Origin of the sequence: Sphingomonas sp. (genome assembly GCF_042091075.1) — a bacterium.
In the GTDB taxonomy this organism is placed as follows: Bacteria; Pseudomonadota; Alphaproteobacteria; order Sphingomonadales; family Sphingomonadaceae; genus Sphingomonas.
Genome location: NZ_JBELIE010000001.1, coordinates 38,839 through 54,743, shown reverse-complemented (window position 1 = coordinate 54,743; position 15,905 = coordinate 38,839). Strand labels below are relative to the sequence as shown.

The 15,905-nt window shown below is 65.3% G+C and carries 14 protein-coding genes; 5 read left to right on the top strand and 9 right to left on the bottom strand.

Features of this window, described 5'->3' with window-relative positions; genetic code table 11:
- Nucleotides 1-435 precede the first annotated feature (435 nt).
- Entirely contained in the window at nt 436-1,053 is a 618-nt protein-coding gene (locus ACFDSW_RS00245) for a LuxR C-terminal-related transcriptional regulator (protein WP_375248261.1), read from the top strand.
- Between the two features lie 97 nt (nt 1,054-1,150).
- On the opposite strand, the gene ACFDSW_RS00240 is transcribed toward ACFDSW_RS00245, so the two are convergent.
- The 5 genes from ACFDSW_RS00240 to ACFDSW_RS00220 form a co-directional block, all read right to left on the bottom strand.
- Nucleotides 1,151-1,855 carry an SDR family oxidoreductase gene (locus ACFDSW_RS00240; protein WP_375248260.1) on the bottom strand — a complete coding sequence of 235 codons (705 nt, stop codon included), beginning with the start codon at nt 1,853-1,855 and terminating at the stop codon, nt 1,151-1,153.
- Nucleotides 1,856-2,073: 218 nt separating this feature from the next.
- A complete protein-coding gene (locus ACFDSW_RS00235; RefSeq protein WP_375248259.1) occupies nt 2,074-3,585 on the bottom strand; it encodes a class I adenylate-forming enzyme family protein in 1,512 nt (503 codons plus the stop codon).
- The gene (locus ACFDSW_RS00230) at nt 3,582-4,751 is read right to left on the bottom strand and encodes a transporter (protein ID WP_375248258.1); all 1,170 of its coding nucleotides are present in this window, start codon (nt 4,749-4,751) and stop codon (nt 3,582-3,584) included. The genes ACFDSW_RS00235 and ACFDSW_RS00230 overlap by 4 nt, the downstream gene beginning before the upstream one ends.
- A complete protein-coding gene (locus ACFDSW_RS00225; protein WP_375248257.1) occupies nt 4,748-5,188 on the bottom strand; it encodes a Zn-ribbon domain-containing OB-fold protein in 441 nt (146 codons plus the stop codon). The genes ACFDSW_RS00230 and ACFDSW_RS00225 overlap by 4 nt, the downstream gene beginning before the upstream one ends.
- A gap of 73 nt (nt 5,189-5,261) precedes the next feature.
- Nucleotides 5,262-6,698 carry an NAD-dependent succinate-semialdehyde dehydrogenase gene (locus ACFDSW_RS00220; RefSeq protein ID WP_375248256.1) on the bottom strand — a complete coding sequence of 479 codons (1,437 nt, stop codon included), beginning with the start codon at nt 6,696-6,698 and terminating at the stop codon, nt 5,262-5,264.
- 362 nt (nt 6,699-7,060) lie between these two features.
- Here ACFDSW_RS00220 and ACFDSW_RS00215 point away from each other — a divergent pair, with 362 nt between their 5' ends.
- Together ACFDSW_RS00215 and ACFDSW_RS00210 are read left to right on the top strand one after the other, a co-directional pair.
- The gene (locus tag ACFDSW_RS00215; protein WP_375248255.1) at nt 7,061-8,290 is read left to right on the top strand and encodes a cytochrome P450; all 1,230 of its coding nucleotides are present in this window, start codon (nt 7,061-7,063) and stop codon (nt 8,288-8,290) included.
- Nucleotides 8,291-8,469: 179 nt separating this feature from the next.
- Nucleotides 8,470-10,107: a GMC family oxidoreductase gene (locus tag ACFDSW_RS00210; protein ID WP_375248254.1), complete on the top strand. Its 1,638-nt coding sequence runs from the start codon at nt 8,470-8,472 to the stop codon at nt 10,105-10,107.
- Nucleotides 10,108-10,148: 41 nt separating this feature from the next.
- Here the strand turns inward: ACFDSW_RS00210 and ACFDSW_RS00205 are convergent, their stop codons facing one another.
- Entirely contained in the window at nt 10,149-11,390 is a 1,242-nt protein-coding gene (locus ACFDSW_RS00205) for an aromatic ring-hydroxylating dioxygenase subunit alpha (protein ID WP_375248253.1), read from the bottom strand.
- Nucleotides 11,391-11,477: 87 nt separating this feature from the next.
- Entirely contained in the window at nt 11,478-11,681 is a 204-nt protein-coding gene (locus tag ACFDSW_RS00200; protein WP_375248252.1) for a hypothetical protein, read from the bottom strand.
- A 73-nt stretch (nt 11,682-11,754) separates the two neighbouring features.
- Between ACFDSW_RS00200 and ACFDSW_RS00195 the strand changes: the two genes are divergently transcribed.
- Both ACFDSW_RS00195 and ACFDSW_RS00190 read left to right on the top strand, forming a co-directional pair.
- Nucleotides 11,755-12,543 carry a hypothetical protein gene (locus ACFDSW_RS00195; protein ID WP_375248251.1) on the top strand — a complete coding sequence of 263 codons (789 nt, stop codon included), beginning with the start codon at nt 11,755-11,757 and terminating at the stop codon, nt 12,541-12,543.
- 93 nt (nt 12,544-12,636) lie between these two features.
- The gene (locus ACFDSW_RS00190) at nt 12,637-13,224 is read left to right on the top strand and encodes a hypothetical protein (protein WP_375248250.1); all 588 of its coding nucleotides are present in this window, start codon (nt 12,637-12,639) and stop codon (nt 13,222-13,224) included.
- A 3-nt stretch (nt 13,225-13,227) separates the two neighbouring features.
- On the opposite strand, the gene ACFDSW_RS00185 is transcribed toward ACFDSW_RS00190, so the two are convergent.
- Nucleotides 13,228-14,013, bottom strand: a complete 786-nt coding sequence (locus tag ACFDSW_RS00185) for an enoyl-CoA hydratase-related protein (protein ID WP_375248249.1) — start codon at nt 14,011-14,013, stop codon at nt 13,228-13,230.
- A 2-nt stretch (nt 14,014-14,015) separates the two neighbouring features.
- The coding region (locus tag ACFDSW_RS00180; protein WP_375248248.1) for a TonB-dependent receptor at nt 14,016-15,905 on the bottom strand (1,890 nt) is incomplete at its 5' end.

Here is a 15,905-nt window from a genome sequence, read left to right as displayed (position 1 = left end):
ACGCCAACAACTACCGACGCCGATCAACCCGAGATCTTATCCCGGGTCATCGCGCGTATGCCCGGACAACAGAATCAATCCATGGTCGAGCAAGCCGACGATATGCCGCGACTACCTGCATGGAAAGAGGATTCCGGGGTTTCGTGGCAATCTAACACTTTAGAGCTATGACGATCCCTTGCGGCTTCTCAGGGAGAGCGCGTGACACTTCTGTGGCGATTTGGACGGATAAGCAGACGTGAAACCGTCGGTGTGGCTCGCCGCCGCCGCTGGCGCACCCATGCTCGAATGGGCGCGCCGGCCCGATTTCCGGCGCTGGGTGAGAGTCGTTTTTGACACACCGCGCCGAACCTGAAACCCAATAACCTGCAATTTCACGATTTTCTGTTTGCCTACACTCTGTTATCTGCTCCCCAAATAGGGGAGGCATGTTTCGTGTCATTACGGGTGCTCGTAGCCGACGATCATCCGATGTGCAGGGCCGTCGCGCTCATCGCACTGACGTCGATCGATCCCGACGTCCAGGCGACCGAAGTCGCTTCGCTTGCCGACGCGCGCGGCGCGACCGGCCCGTTCGATCTCATCGTCCTGGATCTGAACCTTCCCGACAGCCGGGGCGTGTCGACATTCGTCAACGTCGCCAGCACGTTTCCCGCGGCGCCCGTCCTGGTGATCAGCGGCAGCGAGCAATATGCGTGGGAAGACGACATCGCCGCTCTGGGGGCAAGCGGGTACGTGTCAAAGTCAGCGCCCATTCCGGACATCACTGCGGCACTGCGCACCGTACTCGATGGCGGACGCGCTTTTCAGCGTACTGCGGACGCGCCGGCTCCCCGGGCGACATCGAACGCCGCCGCGCGGTTGGCGTCACTGACACCGGCAGAACGCCGCGTCCTCAACGCCATGGCGGGCGGGGGACTTAACAAGCAGATCGCTTACGAACTTGGCCTGTCGGAAATGACCATCAAGCAGCATGTCCGTGCGATTTTGCGCAAACTTCAGGTCGTGAACCGAACGACGGCTGTTCTCATCTACCGTGAGATGGCCCGGTAACCGGATAGCGACCCGCTGTGATCAGCCGGGCATGGGAGAATGCCGTCGGTATTTTGCGATGATGGTCCTATGATCCCGGCTCATCGGTGAAAAGCGGTTACCAGGGCACCGTCGCGCCATGTCGATCGATGAAGCGCAGCCCCTCCCGCCCTTGTTGGGCGATCAACGTATCGACCAGCTCGGGGATGGTTTCCTCCACGCTGAAAGGCGCCTCGGGGCCGCCGAGTTCGGTGCGGATCCATCCCGGCGCCATGAGCGCCAGTGCGCGCCCGTCACCTGCATGACGCGCGGCATAGCTGCGCATATATTGGTTGAGCGCCGCCTTGCTGCCGCGATAGACCTCGTGGCCGCCCTTTTCGTTATTGGCGATACTGCCCTGGCCCGACGACATCACGCCGATCACGCCATCCGCCCGAACGAGGCCCTGCAACCCTTCGACGGCCCGCATCACGCCGAGGGCGTTGGTGACCATCACGCGCACGAATTCTTCGGTCGACGTGTCGGCGATCGTTTCCGACTGATCGTGGTTCGCTGTTCCGGCATTGACGAACAACATATCGAAGCCGCTGCCAGCGAGCCGCCGGCCGAGCGCGGCGATCTGATCGGGATCGATGATGTCGAGCCGTTCGATCCCGACCTGATCGGGATGATCGCGCGCCAGTTCACGAAGGCCGTTCGGGCTGTCGTTGCGCACCGTTCCGACGACCCGCCATCCCCGCGCGACGAACACGTGCGCCATCGCCTCTCCCAAGCCACGCGACGCTCCGACGAGCAGGATGCTCTTGCTTTGCTGCTGCGGCATTTCGCTTACCTCTCCGATGCTGCACGGCGGCTAACGACATAATGGCGCATGGCTTTGCGTAAAGGTGGCGCACCGCGTCCAGCCCCTCCGGTCGCTACATTGCTCGCTCGCCGCGTATCGAGATGGCGCCATACCACCTGACGCGGCGCAGCGACCCCGGCCTGCGCTGGCTCATCGAACGGATCAGGGCGGCCGGGTGAACGTCGGTCGCCGTCGGTTCAGCGATCCCCCGGCAACACCGCGTGCCTCAATTTCAACGACCGGCGATCGATCTTCTCGTTCGCCAGTCGTGGCAGTGGTTCGACGCTTGTGGCGACATACGCAGGCACCTTGAAGCGCGCGAGCAAGGCGCCACAATGCGCGCGAATGGCATCCGCATCCGGGCCACCATCGCGGACGGTGACGCAGGCAAAGGGCACCTCCGCGAACTTTTCGTCCGCGACGCCGAAGACCGCGCATTCGACGACACCGTCGAGCCGCATCAACACCGCCTCTATTTCGGATGGCGAGACGTTGAAGCCACCCGATTTGATCATCTCCTTCGAGCGGTCAAGGAACGTGAAATAGCCGTCCTCGTCCGCCATCCCGATGTCGCCGGTGTGCATCCACCCGTCCCGGAGCGCTGCGGCCGTCGCTTCGGGTTCGCGCCAATAGCCGGTCATCATTCCGGGGCCTTGCAGCAGGATATGCCCCGCCTCACCAGGGTCGCAGGGCGCTCCGTCATCCCGCACGATGCGAAAGCGCGAGAAGGCGAGACCGCGCCCGCAGGACATGGGGCGCGTCCGCGCCTCCTCCTCCGTCGCGATGATCGAACCGCCACCGACCTCGGTCATGCCGTAAAGCTGGCGGACGATGACGCCCTTCGCCCGCCACGCGGCGAGCATCTCCGGGGTCGGCGTCGCCCCGCCGACCCGTGCGAAGGTGAGCGCCGAAAGGTCCGCGTCCGCAAACTCCGGCTCGCGTGCGATCTGTTCGTAGATCATCGGCACGCCCAGGAAGAAATCGATCCGCTCGCGTGCCAGCGTCGCCAGGGTGCGCGCAGACTGATACTTTCGCGTCGCGTAGAGCGTGCCGCCCAGCGTCGTGGTGAAGAAGATGCCCCATGGCGTCCCCGGCGACGAATGCATGCCCAGCGGCATCAGCGATCGTGTCGTCGCACCCAGCCGGCCATCGAGCAGGCGCATCTCCGCGAATTTGGCGAGATAATTGCCGTGCGTCATCATCGCGCCCTTTGGCCGCGCCGTCGACCCGCTGGTGAACATGATCAGCGCGACGCTTTCGCTGTCGACGCGGACCGGCGCCCAGCCTGCGTCCGCGCCGCCGCGATCGCCCTCGACCGTTTCCAGCGGCAGGATCGGCACCGTGACCCCAGCGCCCTCGATTAACGCGCGCCGCGCATCGTCCGCGACGATCACGCGCGGCTCACTGTAGCCAGCGAGATAGGCGAGTTCGTCGCCGAGCAGCCGGTCGTTCATGGGGGCAATGATCGCCCCGGTCTTCAGCACGGCGACCGCCACGGCGGGCCACGCCAGACAATTGGCCGCCGCGATCGCGACCCGGTCGCCCGGCACCACCCCCATCGTCTGAAGGCGCGCGGCGATGCCGTCGCTCCAGCGTTCGAGCGTCGCATAGTCGAGCGGCGGTTCGTCATCGAGAACCACCGCCGCCTTCTCGGGGCTACGCCGCGCCCAATAGCGGATGCCGTCGTGGAGGAGTCCGTTGCTGCTCATCGCGTCAGCGTCTCCTCGGAACCGAACAGGCAGGTGCTGGTGCATGAATCGCCCGGGCCGCCCGCCATCATCGACAGCTTCGCCCCCGGCACTTGATTGGTCGAGGTGCCGCGGATCTGTCGCACCGCCTCCAGCACCAGCCCCATGCCGTGAATGAAGCCGTCGGCGATGTTGCCGCCCGATGTGTTGATCGGCAAACCGCCATTGGGGGCAACGAGATTGTCGAGGCAGATGAAATCACCCGCCGTCGCTGCGGTGCAAAAGCCGTGATCGATGATCGAGCCCACCGCCATGCCGGTGAAATTCTCGTAGATCTGCGCGACGTCGACATCCTCCGGCCCGTAGCCCGACTCCGCCCACATCCGCTCGGCGAGTTCGATCATACCGACGCTGGTATAGGGTTCGTGATTGTCCTCGCGCGAACCCTGCCGGGCCGACGCGCCCATTGGACAGGAGAGCAGATAGGCGGGTTTCTGCCCGAGCGTCCTGGCGCGTTCCGCGGAGACGAGGATGACGCAGGCCGCGCCATCATTCTCACGCGAGCAATCGTAGAGGTGATAGGGCTCGGAAATGAAGCGCGAGCCCGCGTATTTTTCATGGGTCAGGGGCGTGCCATGCCCCGCCGCGCCAGGATTGTTCTGCGCGTGGTGATAGGCCGCCGCCGCGATCGCCTCCAGCGTGGAGGCGGGAACGCCGTCCACTTCGATCATGCGCTGGGTGCGCATGGCGGAGCGTTGCAGCACCATGTCGATGCCGTTGGCCAGGAACTGTGCCGGCGTATCGTCCTGCGTGACGGCGACCTGAAGCCGCTGGTTGCTCCCCTCCGCCATCGCGCGATAGACCGCCACGATCTCGGCTTGCCCGCTGTGAATCGCCATCGCGGCGAGCCCCACCGCGGCGGGAATACCGCCGCCATGGGTCCAGGACAGGCCGGCGAACCGCATCGACTTGGTCCCAAGCGCGGGCATCAATTTCTGCCCGGTATTACGCTCCGATCCGTAAGAGACGAAGCCATCGATGTCGGAGGGGTCGATGCCGGCGTCCTCCGCTGCCGCGACGATCGCACGCAACGCAAGCTTCATCTCCGGATCGGGCGACGTGCCCCGCTTGTAATAGGGCGTGGCGCCGATACCGACCACCGCCGTGGCACCGCGGAAGCCGCTCATGCCGCCGCCTCCCAGACCATCGTGGCATAGCCACGCGAGCGTTCCTCCGCCGGATGGATGGTGCCGTTCACCGGCATCCCGCATGCCAAATCCGGCGGATCCCCGACCAGCATCCCCGGCACCCGCACGCCGCCGGCGTGAGGAAGTTCCACCAGCACGGTGACATAGGGCAGGTCGCCGCGCCGTTCCTTCAGCACATCGGACACCATGTGGTTGCGGGTCCAGGCATAGACGACGCCCTTTGGCGCGACCTCTTCCCAGCCGATCTCCCATGACCCGCAGGTGCCGCAGCGGAAGTGCGCCGGCATCATCCAGGTGTGGCAATTGCGGCAACGCGCGATGCGAAACTCGCCATTTTCGAGCGCATCCCAGAACGGCCCGTCCGCGCCGATCCCGCCCCGCATTCGCGCCGTTGCCGCCACTTCACCTCTCCTCATTGTTGCAGACCGGGATATCGTCACCCACGCCCATGTCAACAATTGAGAATGATATTCTTGATGGAGAATATCCTTAGCTCATGTGCACCGTCTTGGTCACCATATGCGCCGCGACGCCCTCGGGTCCGTCCTCGGAGCCGTAGCCGCTGTCCTTCATCCCGCCGAAAGGGCTGTCGGGCCAGCTCAGGCGCACGCCGTTGATGGCAACCATGCCTGCTTCGATCTCATCACCAAGCCGGTTCTGACGCCGCCCGTTCTCGGTGAAACAATAAGCGGCAAGGCCGAACGGCAGCCGGTTGGCATGGCCGATCGCCTCATCATCACTACCGAAGGGGCGAAGCAGGGCGAGCGGACCGAACGGCTCTTCGTTCATCGCCCGCGCCTCGAGCGGCACGTCGGCGAGGACGGTGGGGGTGAAGAAGAAACCCTCGCCCTCCCCGCGCGCGCCGCCGGTCAACACTTTCGCGCCGGCTGCGCGCGCCTCCTCCACCAGCTCCGCGATCGCGGCGGGGCGGCGCGGATTGGCCATCGGCCCCATTTGCGTGCCCGCCTCCAGCCCGCTGCCGACCTTCAGCCGCCCGGTCCGCTCGGCGAAGCCGGCGGCGAAGCGGTCATAGATCCCCTCCTGCACGTAGAAGCGCGTGGGCGCGATGCAAACCTGCCCCGCATTCCTGAACTTGTGTGCCACCAGCGTGTCGAGCGTCTTTTCGAGATCGCAATCGTCGAACACCAGCACCGGGCCATGCCCGCCGAGCTCCATCGTCGCCTTCATCATCGTTTCGGCGGCGAGCTTGGCCAGATGTTTGCCCACCGGCACCGAACCAGTGAAGCTCAGCTTGCGCGTAATCGGCGAGGCGAGCAGGTGGCGCGAGATGGTATCCGGCACGCCGAACACCAATTGCGCGACGTCACCCGGCAATCCCGCGTCCTGAAAACAGCGCATCACCTCAACGGCGGTGCCCGCCGTCTCCTCGCTCGGCTTCAGAATGATCGAGCAGCCAGCCGCGATCGCTGGACCAAGCTTGCGCACGACGTTGAGCGCCGGAAAGTTCCAGGCGCAAAACGCCGCCACGGGGCCGATTGGCTGCTGCAGGACGAGCGACCGCGTTCCCGCCGGCCGCGGCAGCACGCGGCCATAGATACGCAACGCTTCGCCAGCGTGAAAATCGAGCAGACTCGCCGCCAGCCCGATTTCGCCGATCGCCTCCGCTCGTGGCTTGCCTTGCTCGAGCGTGGCGATCGTGGCGATCCGCTCCGCCCGCTCGCGCAGCAACGCCGCGGTCTTTTGCAGCACCTGCCCGCGCGCCTCGGGCGGGGTCACGCGCCAGGCCTTGAAGCCGCGCTCCGCCGCTTCCAGCGCGCGATCGAGGTCCGCGGTCGTCGCCAGCGGCAATCGCGCCTGGCCCCGTCCCGTGGCCGGATTGAGAACCTCGTGCGCGTCGCGTCCGTCGGCGTGCAGCCACTCGCCGCCGATGTAGAGGCCAAGCGACGTGTCATAGGTGGCGGTCATCGAAAAACTCCAGTTGGATAAGGCGGAAACAGCGATAGGCAGCCATAGCGGCAGGCGCGCGACGGTCAGCGGCCCTCACGGCGCACAGCGCGTCGCGACCGACGACGCGGCGCCGGTGACGGCGGAGGATGAGCCGATCGGGTGGATGTTGATCGCTGTCGCCATCGGCTTTCCCTCCCCGGCCATGCGATGTCGAGAATGCCCTTCTTCATAGCGAAGGCTGACGCCATCACAAGTCCGAACGCCATCTTCATTCTCACAGGAGAATGCCTTTCTGATATATTGACACTGCTGACTTGCCGACTAAACCCTTGGGCAAGGGCAATGGCCCCGCCCCGCGAATACGAGAGGATGACCTGGCGATGCACACCCCCAGCTCCGCCGAAGTCGACATACCGCCGCACGTTCGGCCCGATCAGGTATATCGTTTCGACATTTACACTGATCCTCGGCTGCTGCGCGACCTGCATACCGGCTATCGCGAGATGCAGCAGGAAGCACCCGAGATATTCTGGACACCGCGCAACGGCGGCCACTGGCTCGTCACCCGTTTCGACCTGATCGAGCAGGTGATCAAGGATTCATCGAGCTTCTCCAATCGCGAGATCGAAATCCCCAAAACGCAGAGCCCGTTCCAGGCGATCCCGATCAACCTCGATCCCCCCGAGCATACGCCGTATCGCAAGATGCTGATGCGCCATTTCACGCCGCGCATGGTATCCGACCTTGAGGGGCAGATGCAGGACTGGGCCGAGCGGCTGATCGACAAGGTCTATGCCGACGGTGGCTGCGACTTCGCGGAGCAACTCGGCGCGCTCTACCCCGTCACCGTCTTCATGGAGCTCGCTGGCCTGCCGCTCGACCGCTACATCGAGTTCCGGCAGATCGTCACCGAATTCTTCAGCCACATTCCGGCCGAACGCCGCATCGAGTTGCAGCGCCAGATCTTCTTCGAGCTGGAGACGGTGCTGCGCGCGCGCATGGAACAGCCGCGCGATGACCTGTTCAGCCGGCTCGTCGCGGAGGAAGTCGATGGGCGCAAGCTGACGATGGACGAACTGCTGTCGATCGCCTTCCTGCTCTTCGTCGCCGGTCTCGACACCGTCGCGAACGCGCTGACATTTTCCTTTCACTTCCTTGCGCAGCATCCCGACATCCAGGATCGGCTGCGCGTCGAGCCCGACGTGATCCCCAAATATATCGATGAATCGATGCGGCGCTTTCCGGTCACCAACGGCGTGCGGCTGATCCGCCGCGACATGGATTTCGCGGGCGCGCAGTTGAAGGAAGGCGAGATGATCGTCGCGCCGATGACGCTGGCCGGACTCGACGATCGTCGCAACCCCGATCCCGAGACGTTCGACATCGATCGTCAGCGGCGGCAGCACGTCAGCTTTTCGACCGGGCCCCACCTGTGCCTCGGCCATTATCTCGCAAAGGCGGAGATGCGCATCTTCGTCACGGAATTTCTACGTCGCATCCCGCGATTCCAGCTCGCCGATGGATTTGCGCCCGAATGGCGGGCCGGTGTCGTCATGGCGATGGAAAAGCTGCCGATCGTCTGGAACGTCGAGCAACAACATGTCGCCTGATCGAACAGGGAGCGGGGACGCCGATTGTCGGACGCCGGCCGGCGGCCGGTTGACGTCGAGCATCGTCGGTAACGTGATCCGCCGCACCCGCTTCTCGACCGGGGCGCTGCCGGAGGGGTCGATCGCCCCGCGTGTCACGGATCGCTGCCGCGAGGTTCGGCTGCGCGGGATCGTGCGCCTTGGTCACTGACGCGACGCCCGCAGACCTTCCGCCCGGCGAGCTTGTCTTCGATACGCTGATCGTCGGTGGCGGCACCGCGGGCTGCGTCCTGGCCGAGCGGCTGTCCGCCGATCCGTCCCGCCAGGTCCTGCTGCTGGAGGCGGGGCCGGCCGACACCCACCCCTTCATCCATATGCCGCGTGGGGTGGCGAAGATCCTCAGCGATCCCGCCCATGTCTGGCCGTTTCAGGCGGTCGCGGGCGCGGGCAGCAATGCGCCGCCGGCCTATTGGGTGCGCGGGCGCACGCTGGGGGGATCCTCCTCTACCAACGGCATGATGTACGTCCGCAGCCAGCCCGCCGACATCGAGGCACTGGCCCAGGCGGCGGGTGAGCAGTGGAGCTGGCGCCACATCGCCCCGATCTACGAAGCGGCGGAAACCCACCCGCTCGGCAGCGGCGTGGCGCGGGGCAAGGCCGGGCCGCTCCGCGTCTCTCTACCCCCTCGCCATCCGCTGCTCGACCGCCTGATCGCCGCGGGGGCTGCAGCCGGGCTGGACGTGCAGGACGACGTCAATCATCCCGACGATCGTGCCAAGATCGGCTATTGCCCATCGACCATTTATGGCGGCCGCCGCCAGAGCGCGGCGCGCGCGTTTCTTCGGCCGGCGCGCGGTCGGGCGAACCTGACGATCGTGACGAATGCCAGTGTGGAAACGATCCGCTTCGACGATCGCCGCGCGACCGGCGTGAAGGCGATCGTGAACGGTGAGCATCGCATCTTCGCCGCGCGGCGCGTGATCCTGGCTTGCGGCACCCTCGCCTCACCCGCCTTGCTGCAACGGTCCGGGATCGGCCCCGCCGCGTTGCTCACCCGGCTCGGCATTTCCGTGCTCGCCGATCGCGGGGAAGTGGGCGAGAACCTGAAGGAACATTGCGCGCTGGCGATGCAATGGCGGGTGCGGCCGGGCCTGTCCATCAACGCCGAGTTCGGCGGCTGGCGCCTGATCCGCAACGTGATCCGCTATTATCTGGCGCATAACGGCCCGATGGCCAGTGCGGCTTACGATGTCCTGGGCCACATCCGCACCCGCCCCGACCTTCCCCGCCCCGACGCCCAGTTGATCGCAGCGCCCTTCTCGATCGACAAGAGCGCGGCGACGTTGAAGATGGAAGACGCGCCGGGGATGCAGGTGGCGGTTTATCCGCTGCGCCCGCGATCGACGGGAACGGTGCGCATCACCTCGGCCGATCCCGCCGCGCTGCCGTTATCAACACTCGATTTCTTCGCCGACGCCCAGGATCGTCGGACAATGGTCGGTGCGGTCCGCTACGTCCGCGATCTCATGTCGCGCGCGCCGCTTGCCGACGCGGTCGTCGGGGAGGTCCGGCCGGGGGCGGCGCTAGACGACGAGGCGGCGATCCTCGACGCCTATCGCACGATGGGAACGACCGCCTATCACGCCGCCGGCACCTGCCGGATGGGAACGGACGCCGCGTCCGTCGTCGATCCACAGACACGGGTGCGTGGTGTCGACGGGCTGCATGTCGTCGATCTCTCGATCTTCCCCGAGATCCCGGCGGGCAACACCTTTGCGCCCGTCATGGCGATCGCCTGGCGCGCGGCGGCACTTATCGCGGCCCTGGATACGCCCTGAGGAGCCGGACGGGTGCCCCGGCCTGAAACGGGGGGAGCGGGTCAGCCCCGCTCATTGGTCAGGAAATGGCTTTCGAGCTGATCGTAATAGGTCGGGATCGTGTTCTCCATCCCGCCATAGGTCACCGTCTTGAGCCCGCCGGAGGCCAGCCCCTCCTGTGTGATCGTCGCGGCACGGAAATCCTCACCCCCGAACACCTTCAAGATCAGCTCGTAGGAGCGCGCGGCAATGCTCTCCGCCTTTTCACTGTCGGGCTTGCGCGGCAGCAGCATGTAATAATCGACGTTGGTTTTGTCGGGCGCGATCGGCATCAGCACCATCATGCTGATGTAATACGGGCTGGTGACGATCGTGCCGTTCGGAAACACCTGATAGGCGTGCGTCACCGTTTTGTGGATGTTTTCCCCCGGAATATCGAGATCGCTTGGTTGAAATTGAATCTTCCCCGCCACCTTGCGCTGGTGCGGTCCCAGCTTCGTGCAGATACTCGCCATATCGGTGAACAGGTCGCCGATCGACGACGCATGCAGCCGTGTGACGTGGTAGCTTTCCATGAACGGCTCAAGCACCAGCTTCCAGTTCGCCGCGATCTCGAAGCGTTTATGGCCGTAAAGATAGGCATTGGGGATGCCGAGGTGCCGCATATCGTCGGCGAAGCCGCCTGCCCCCTCCGGCTCCATCGCGCTCCAGTCCGGCGTCACCTCGGGGTCAAGCACGCCCCAGATCATGCCGGCATATTCGCGCGTCGGCAGCTGGCTGAGCTTGTAATCCGCCTTGTCGAAGTCAGTGAACATTTCAGACCGCGCCGCTGCGAGCAGGCGGCCGTCGAGACCGTAGGTCCAGCTGTGATACGGGCAAATGAAGCGCGCCGCCTTGTGCACCTCACACTGCTCAATCAGCTTGGACCCCTTGTGCTGGCACGCATTGTGGAAGGTGCGTACCACCCCGTCCTTGTCGCGCGCGACGATCAGCGCAGGGCCGTAACCGTCAAAGGCCACCGCGTCTCCCGGTTCGGGCAGGCGCGCGGACGGCATCAGCGGCACCGGCAGGCGGCGAAAGATCGAGCGCTGTTCGAGGTCGAAGCGCTCGCGGTCCAGAAAGATCGACGCGGGCCGCGTCTTCTTGATGACCGGCTCCAGCCAGTCGGCGATCGGTGTCGGCTTCTGTCCGCCATCATGCGGTGGAATGCGGCGGATCGCCTCGATCTGGCTGGGGCTCAACGAGTCCAGCGTCGGCTTCGCCGGCCGGGCCGGCGTCTGGGGGTCGGCGGTCGTCGCCATCATCTCTCTCCGATCGATCCGTCACGATATTCGACTGCCACCCGCCCCTGTCAAGATGGAGAATATCATTCTTTATGGCGAATATAGAAATCAAAAGGGCTGCAGGCTGAAACCGCGCGTTTTCAGATCGTTCAGCACCCGCGCCTCTTCCACCGATCCCTCGCCCACGGGCGGGATCGATGCATTGCGGAAAAATGACCAGGGGCCGCGATCAACCGGCAGATTTGCCGCATCTGCCTGAAAGGTGAAGCCCCAGGCTCCGGGGCCAATGAAAACATAAGCGTGGGTATTCACTGCCGCCTCCCGCTTGCGAGCCAGAGCCGTTCTGTCTAGCGAACGTCATTCTGTAGTCCAAGGAAAGCCCGCAATGACCATTGCCCACCGGCAGCCCGTGATCGTCGGCGTCGGCGAGGTCGCCGACCGGCCCGAGGATCTCGCCCGCGCGCTGGACCCGGCGGACCTGATGGCGCATGCCCTCTGGGCGGCGGACCGCGACGCCGGCGGCGGCATGATCGCGGCGCTCGACCGGCTCGACATCATCAACGAAATCAGCTGGCCCTATCCCGACCCATGCGCCACCGTCGCCGACCGGCTCGGCCGTCCGACGCTCGACGCGCGCTATCATCCGGTCGGTGGGCAGACGCCGACGCTGTTGCTGCACGAGGCCGCGCTGGCGATCGCGCGCGGGGAGATCGACAGCGCGGCCATATGCGGCGGCGAGGCAGAGGATAACGTGCGCCGCGCACGCCGCGCCGGCCTTGCCCTCCCATGGCCCGATCCGATCCCCGATTTTCGGCCAGTGCGCGGCGGCGACTATCAGTCCCCCGCCGCTCGCGCGCTCGAGCTTACCAGCCCGGTCAATGTCTATCCGCTGTACGAGGCCGCGACCCGCGCCGCCTGGGGGCAGACGCTGGACGAGGCGGCAGCGGAGAGCGCGACGATCTGGGCCAACAATGCAGCAGTGGCCCGCACGCGAGACACCGCATGGATCAAGCGGAAGGTCACGCCGGCACAGATCCTTTCACCCGACGACGGCAATCGTCTGATCGCCTCGCCCTATCGCAAGCTGATGGTCGCCAACCCGATCGTCAATCAGGGTGCGGCGGTGATCCTGACCAGCCATGCCCGCGCGATCGCGATGGGCGTGCCCGAGTAGCGGCTGATCTACGTCCACGGCGGCGCGGCGGCGGATGAGCCCCGCGACATATTGCATCGCGCGACCTTCGCTCGCTCGCCGGCGATGGATGCGGTGCTCACGGCAGCGGCCGGGCTGGCGCGCGATGGCTTCGACGCGGTCGAACTCTATTCCTGCTTCCCCTGCGTACCCAAGATGGCGCGGCGCGTGCTCGACCTTGCCGAGAACGCGCCCCTCTCGGTCGCCGGCGGGCTCACCTTCTTCGGCGCGCCGCTCAACAACTATATGACCCATGCCGCCGTCGCGATGGTGGAGCGGTTGCGCGGAGGCGGTATCGGATTGCTGTACGGTCAGGGCGAATATGTGACCAAGCACCACGCCCTCGTCCTGGGTTCGGCGCCCGCCACCGGGCCAATCGCCGATACGATCCGTTGTGATATCGCCGCCGCCCCGCCGCCCCCGCTCGATCAGGACCACCGTGGGCCCGCGACCGTCGAGACCGGCACGATCCTCTACGACCGCGAAGAGGCGCCGCGTCACGGCGCCGTTCTGCTGCGGACCGCCGAGGGTCGGCGCGTGGCGGCACGGGTGGAGGCGACCGATCCGTCATCACTGGCGGTGTTGGCAGGAGAGGAGATCGTCGGTGCCCGGGGGATCGTTGGCCCGGGCCCGGACGGGATGCCCTGCTGGCGGGCGATCTAGCGACTACCGCCCCTTCCATGCCGGGGGGCGCTTTTCGGCGAACGCCCGTGGTCCTTCGCGATAATCGTCCGATGCGAGCATCGCGCGCAGCGCCGCTCCCTCGCGCTGTCCATCGATCGCATCGACGAGCGCGGGCTTCGCCAGGCCGTCGCGCGCGATCTCCTTGGCCGCGCGGATCGCCAGCGGGCTGCATTCGAGGATCATCCCCGCCCAGCGCCGCGCCTCCGCCAACAGGTCGGCACCCGGCACCACCGCATTGACGAAGCCGAGATCGCACGCCTCTGCCGCCGATACGCGCCGCCCGGTCAGGATCATGCCCATCGCGCGTTGCCAGCCGATCGCACGCGGCAGGCGATGGAGGCCGCCCGCCAACGCCGCCAGTCCGACGCGCGGCTCAGGAAGCGCGAACTCTGCCTCCGCCGCCGCGATCACGATGTCGCACGCCAGCGCGATCTCGCATCCGCCGCCCATCGCGACGCCGTTCACCGCCGCGATCACCGGCTTGTTCAGGTCGACGCGGCTGGTCAGCCCGCCAAACCCGGAGGGCGGCCGCTCCAGGCTACCGCCCTCCGCCTGGTAACGCAGGTCGTTGCCCGCGCAGAAGGCGCGCCCCTCCCCGGTTACGATCGCGACCCATTGCGCTGGATCGGTGGCGAAGTCGTCAAACACCGTCGCCAGTTCGTTATGCGCGGCCGTGTGAAGAGCGTTCAGCCGCTCGGGTCGCGCCAGCGTGACGAGCGTCAGTGGCCCTTCCCGTGTGACGCGGACATATTGAAGATCGTCGCCCATGATCAGAAGCGGAACGAGGCGCGCACGCCGTACATCCGCGGCATCCCGGTGTAACGTACCAGCGTTTCCGACTGACGCTGCGCGCTGGTCCAGTAATAGGTATTGGTGAGGTTCGACACATAGCCCTCGATCCCCCAGGCGTCGGCGGCGTCATGGATGCCGACCTTCGCGCCAAGGAGGCCGTATCCCTTGATCCCGAAGCCATCCTCTTCGCCCAGAACGCTGGACGACCGCGATTGATAGCTGCCGAATACCGAGGTGAAGAGCTTCACATTGTCGGCAATCGGCATGTCGTTCACGATCGAGCCGTTGAATTGCCACTTGGGTGAATAGGGCAGCGACGCGCCCGCATAATTCACCAGCTGCGCGCTGACGGCATTATTGTAGCCGATATATTCCTTCACCTCGGTATGAAGATAGGAGCCGGCAGCCTGCACCCGCAGCGTATCGGTCAGGCGGAATATGGTATCGAGCTCCGCACCATAGACTTCCGACTTCGGAATATTGACGATCCGTTGCAGCGTTCCGAAGACAAGATCGGGGATGCGCCCGAATACCTGTCGATTGATATAGTCGTAATAATAGGCCGAGGCGTTGAGTTGCCAGCGCCGGTCGAGCAGGTTCAGTTTCACGCCGCCTTCATAGGCGGTCAACTTCTCCTGCGTCACCGGCTGCAGCTGGCTCGCGTTGGAGGCAGCGAGCACCGGGAACACACCTGCCTTGTAGCCGCGGCTGACGCTGGCATAGAATAGCGTCGTGTCGCTGGGGGTGAAGTCGGCCCGCACTCGCCAGCTGACATTGTCCTGGGTCTGCCCCTGCTCCGCCAGTGCAAACCTGCTGTTGTCGAGCGTCAGGGTATAGCAGCCGCCCGGCTGGATGCCCTGCAACGTCGGATTGCCGGTCAATACGGGATAAAGGAAATTGACGAGAGGGACGTTGTTGCCGTTGACGTCCTGACCGCATCCCGATCCGCGCAGGCGATCCTCGGTATAGCGCGCGCCGGCGGACAATTTGACGGAGTCAGAGATCTTGTACTCGGCATTGGCAAAGCCCGCCAGAACGCGGTTCTTGTAGCGGCCGACACCCGAATAGTTGCGGAAGCTGGTCGCGAGCAGGGTCGGATTGACCGGGAACCCGCGCGCGGCATTCAACCCGCGCGCGGCGGCACGAAGGCCGACGATCGTGGAGAGTTCGTCGACATAGCCGTAATTATACTCGTACGTCTCGTCATCGGCGTAATAGCCGCCCACCGACCAGTTGAGCGGCCCCATGTCGCCGATCAGTCGCAGTTCCTGCGCAAAGGACTTGATAAGACCGGTCGACACCGCGGTCTGGCTTTCGGTCTGCGAACCGTTCGTTTCCTCGATCGACTGGAAGCTCAGGCGATTGTAGCTCGTCAGCGAGGCGAGCGAGACGGTATCGGAAAGGTCCAGATTCGCCTTCAGCATCGTGCCGACAAACTTCGAATTGAGATCATAGAACGGGCGCGTTATCCCGGTCGTCTCGCGTTGCGGCTGGCGGCCGATCGGCGTCCAGTCGGCGGCGCGATTGTCGGTCGGATTGGGGATCAGGCTCTGCGTCAGCAGCGGGTTCTGAAGCGCCGCATTGCCACGATAGGCGATCGCCTGCGGCGCCTGCGGCTCGCCGCGCAACTCCCAATAGGTGACGCTGCCGACCACGTTGAAGCGATCGCTCGGCTCCCACGCCAGCGTGCCACGGATCGACTGGCGGTAACGCTGGCCGAGCCGCTCGTTCGGCCGGGTCACGCTATATTGCCAGCCGGTCGCGCGATTGTCGCTCTGGAAACCGATGCGCGCCTTCAATGTCGAGCTGATCGGCCCGCTGACGAAACCTTCGACCAGGAAGCTGTCGTAATTGCCGTAGCCGAGCGT

What these genes read in the sequence shown, in the direction of transcription:
- ACFDSW_RS00240 (WP_375248260.1), bottom strand. Translation starts at nt 1,855, where the DNA reads ATGCCGCAGCAGCAAAGCAAGAGCATCCTGCTCGTCGGAGCGTCGCGT.
- ACFDSW_RS00235 (WP_375248259.1), bottom strand. Translation starts at nt 3,585, where the DNA reads ATGAGCAGCAACGGACTCCTCCACGACGGCATCCGCTATTGGGCGCGG.
- ACFDSW_RS00230 (WP_375248258.1), bottom strand. Translation starts at nt 4,751, where the DNA reads ATGAGCGGCTTCCGCGGTGCCACGGCGGTGGTCGGTATCGGCGCCACG.
- ACFDSW_RS00225 (WP_375248257.1), bottom strand. Translation starts at nt 5,188, where the DNA reads ATGAGGAGAGGTGAAGTGGCGGCAACGGCGCGAATGCGGGGCGGGATC.
- ACFDSW_RS00220 (WP_375248256.1), bottom strand. Translation starts at nt 6,698, where the DNA reads ATGACCGCCACCTATGACACGTCGCTTGGCCTCTACATCGGCGGCGAG.
- ACFDSW_RS00215 (WP_375248255.1), top strand. Translation starts at nt 7,061, where the DNA reads ATGCACACCCCCAGCTCCGCCGAAGTCGACATACCGCCGCACGTTCGG.
- ACFDSW_RS00205 (WP_375248253.1), bottom strand. Translation starts at nt 11,390, where the DNA reads ATGATGGCGACGACCGCCGACCCCCAGACGCCGGCCCGGCCGGCGAAG.
- ACFDSW_RS00195 (WP_375248251.1), top strand. Translation starts at nt 11,755, where the DNA reads ATGACCATTGCCCACCGGCAGCCCGTGATCGTCGGCGTCGGCGAGGTC.
- ACFDSW_RS00185 (WP_375248249.1), bottom strand. Translation starts at nt 14,013, where the DNA reads ATGGGCGACGATCTTCAATATGTCCGCGTCACACGGGAAGGGCCACTG.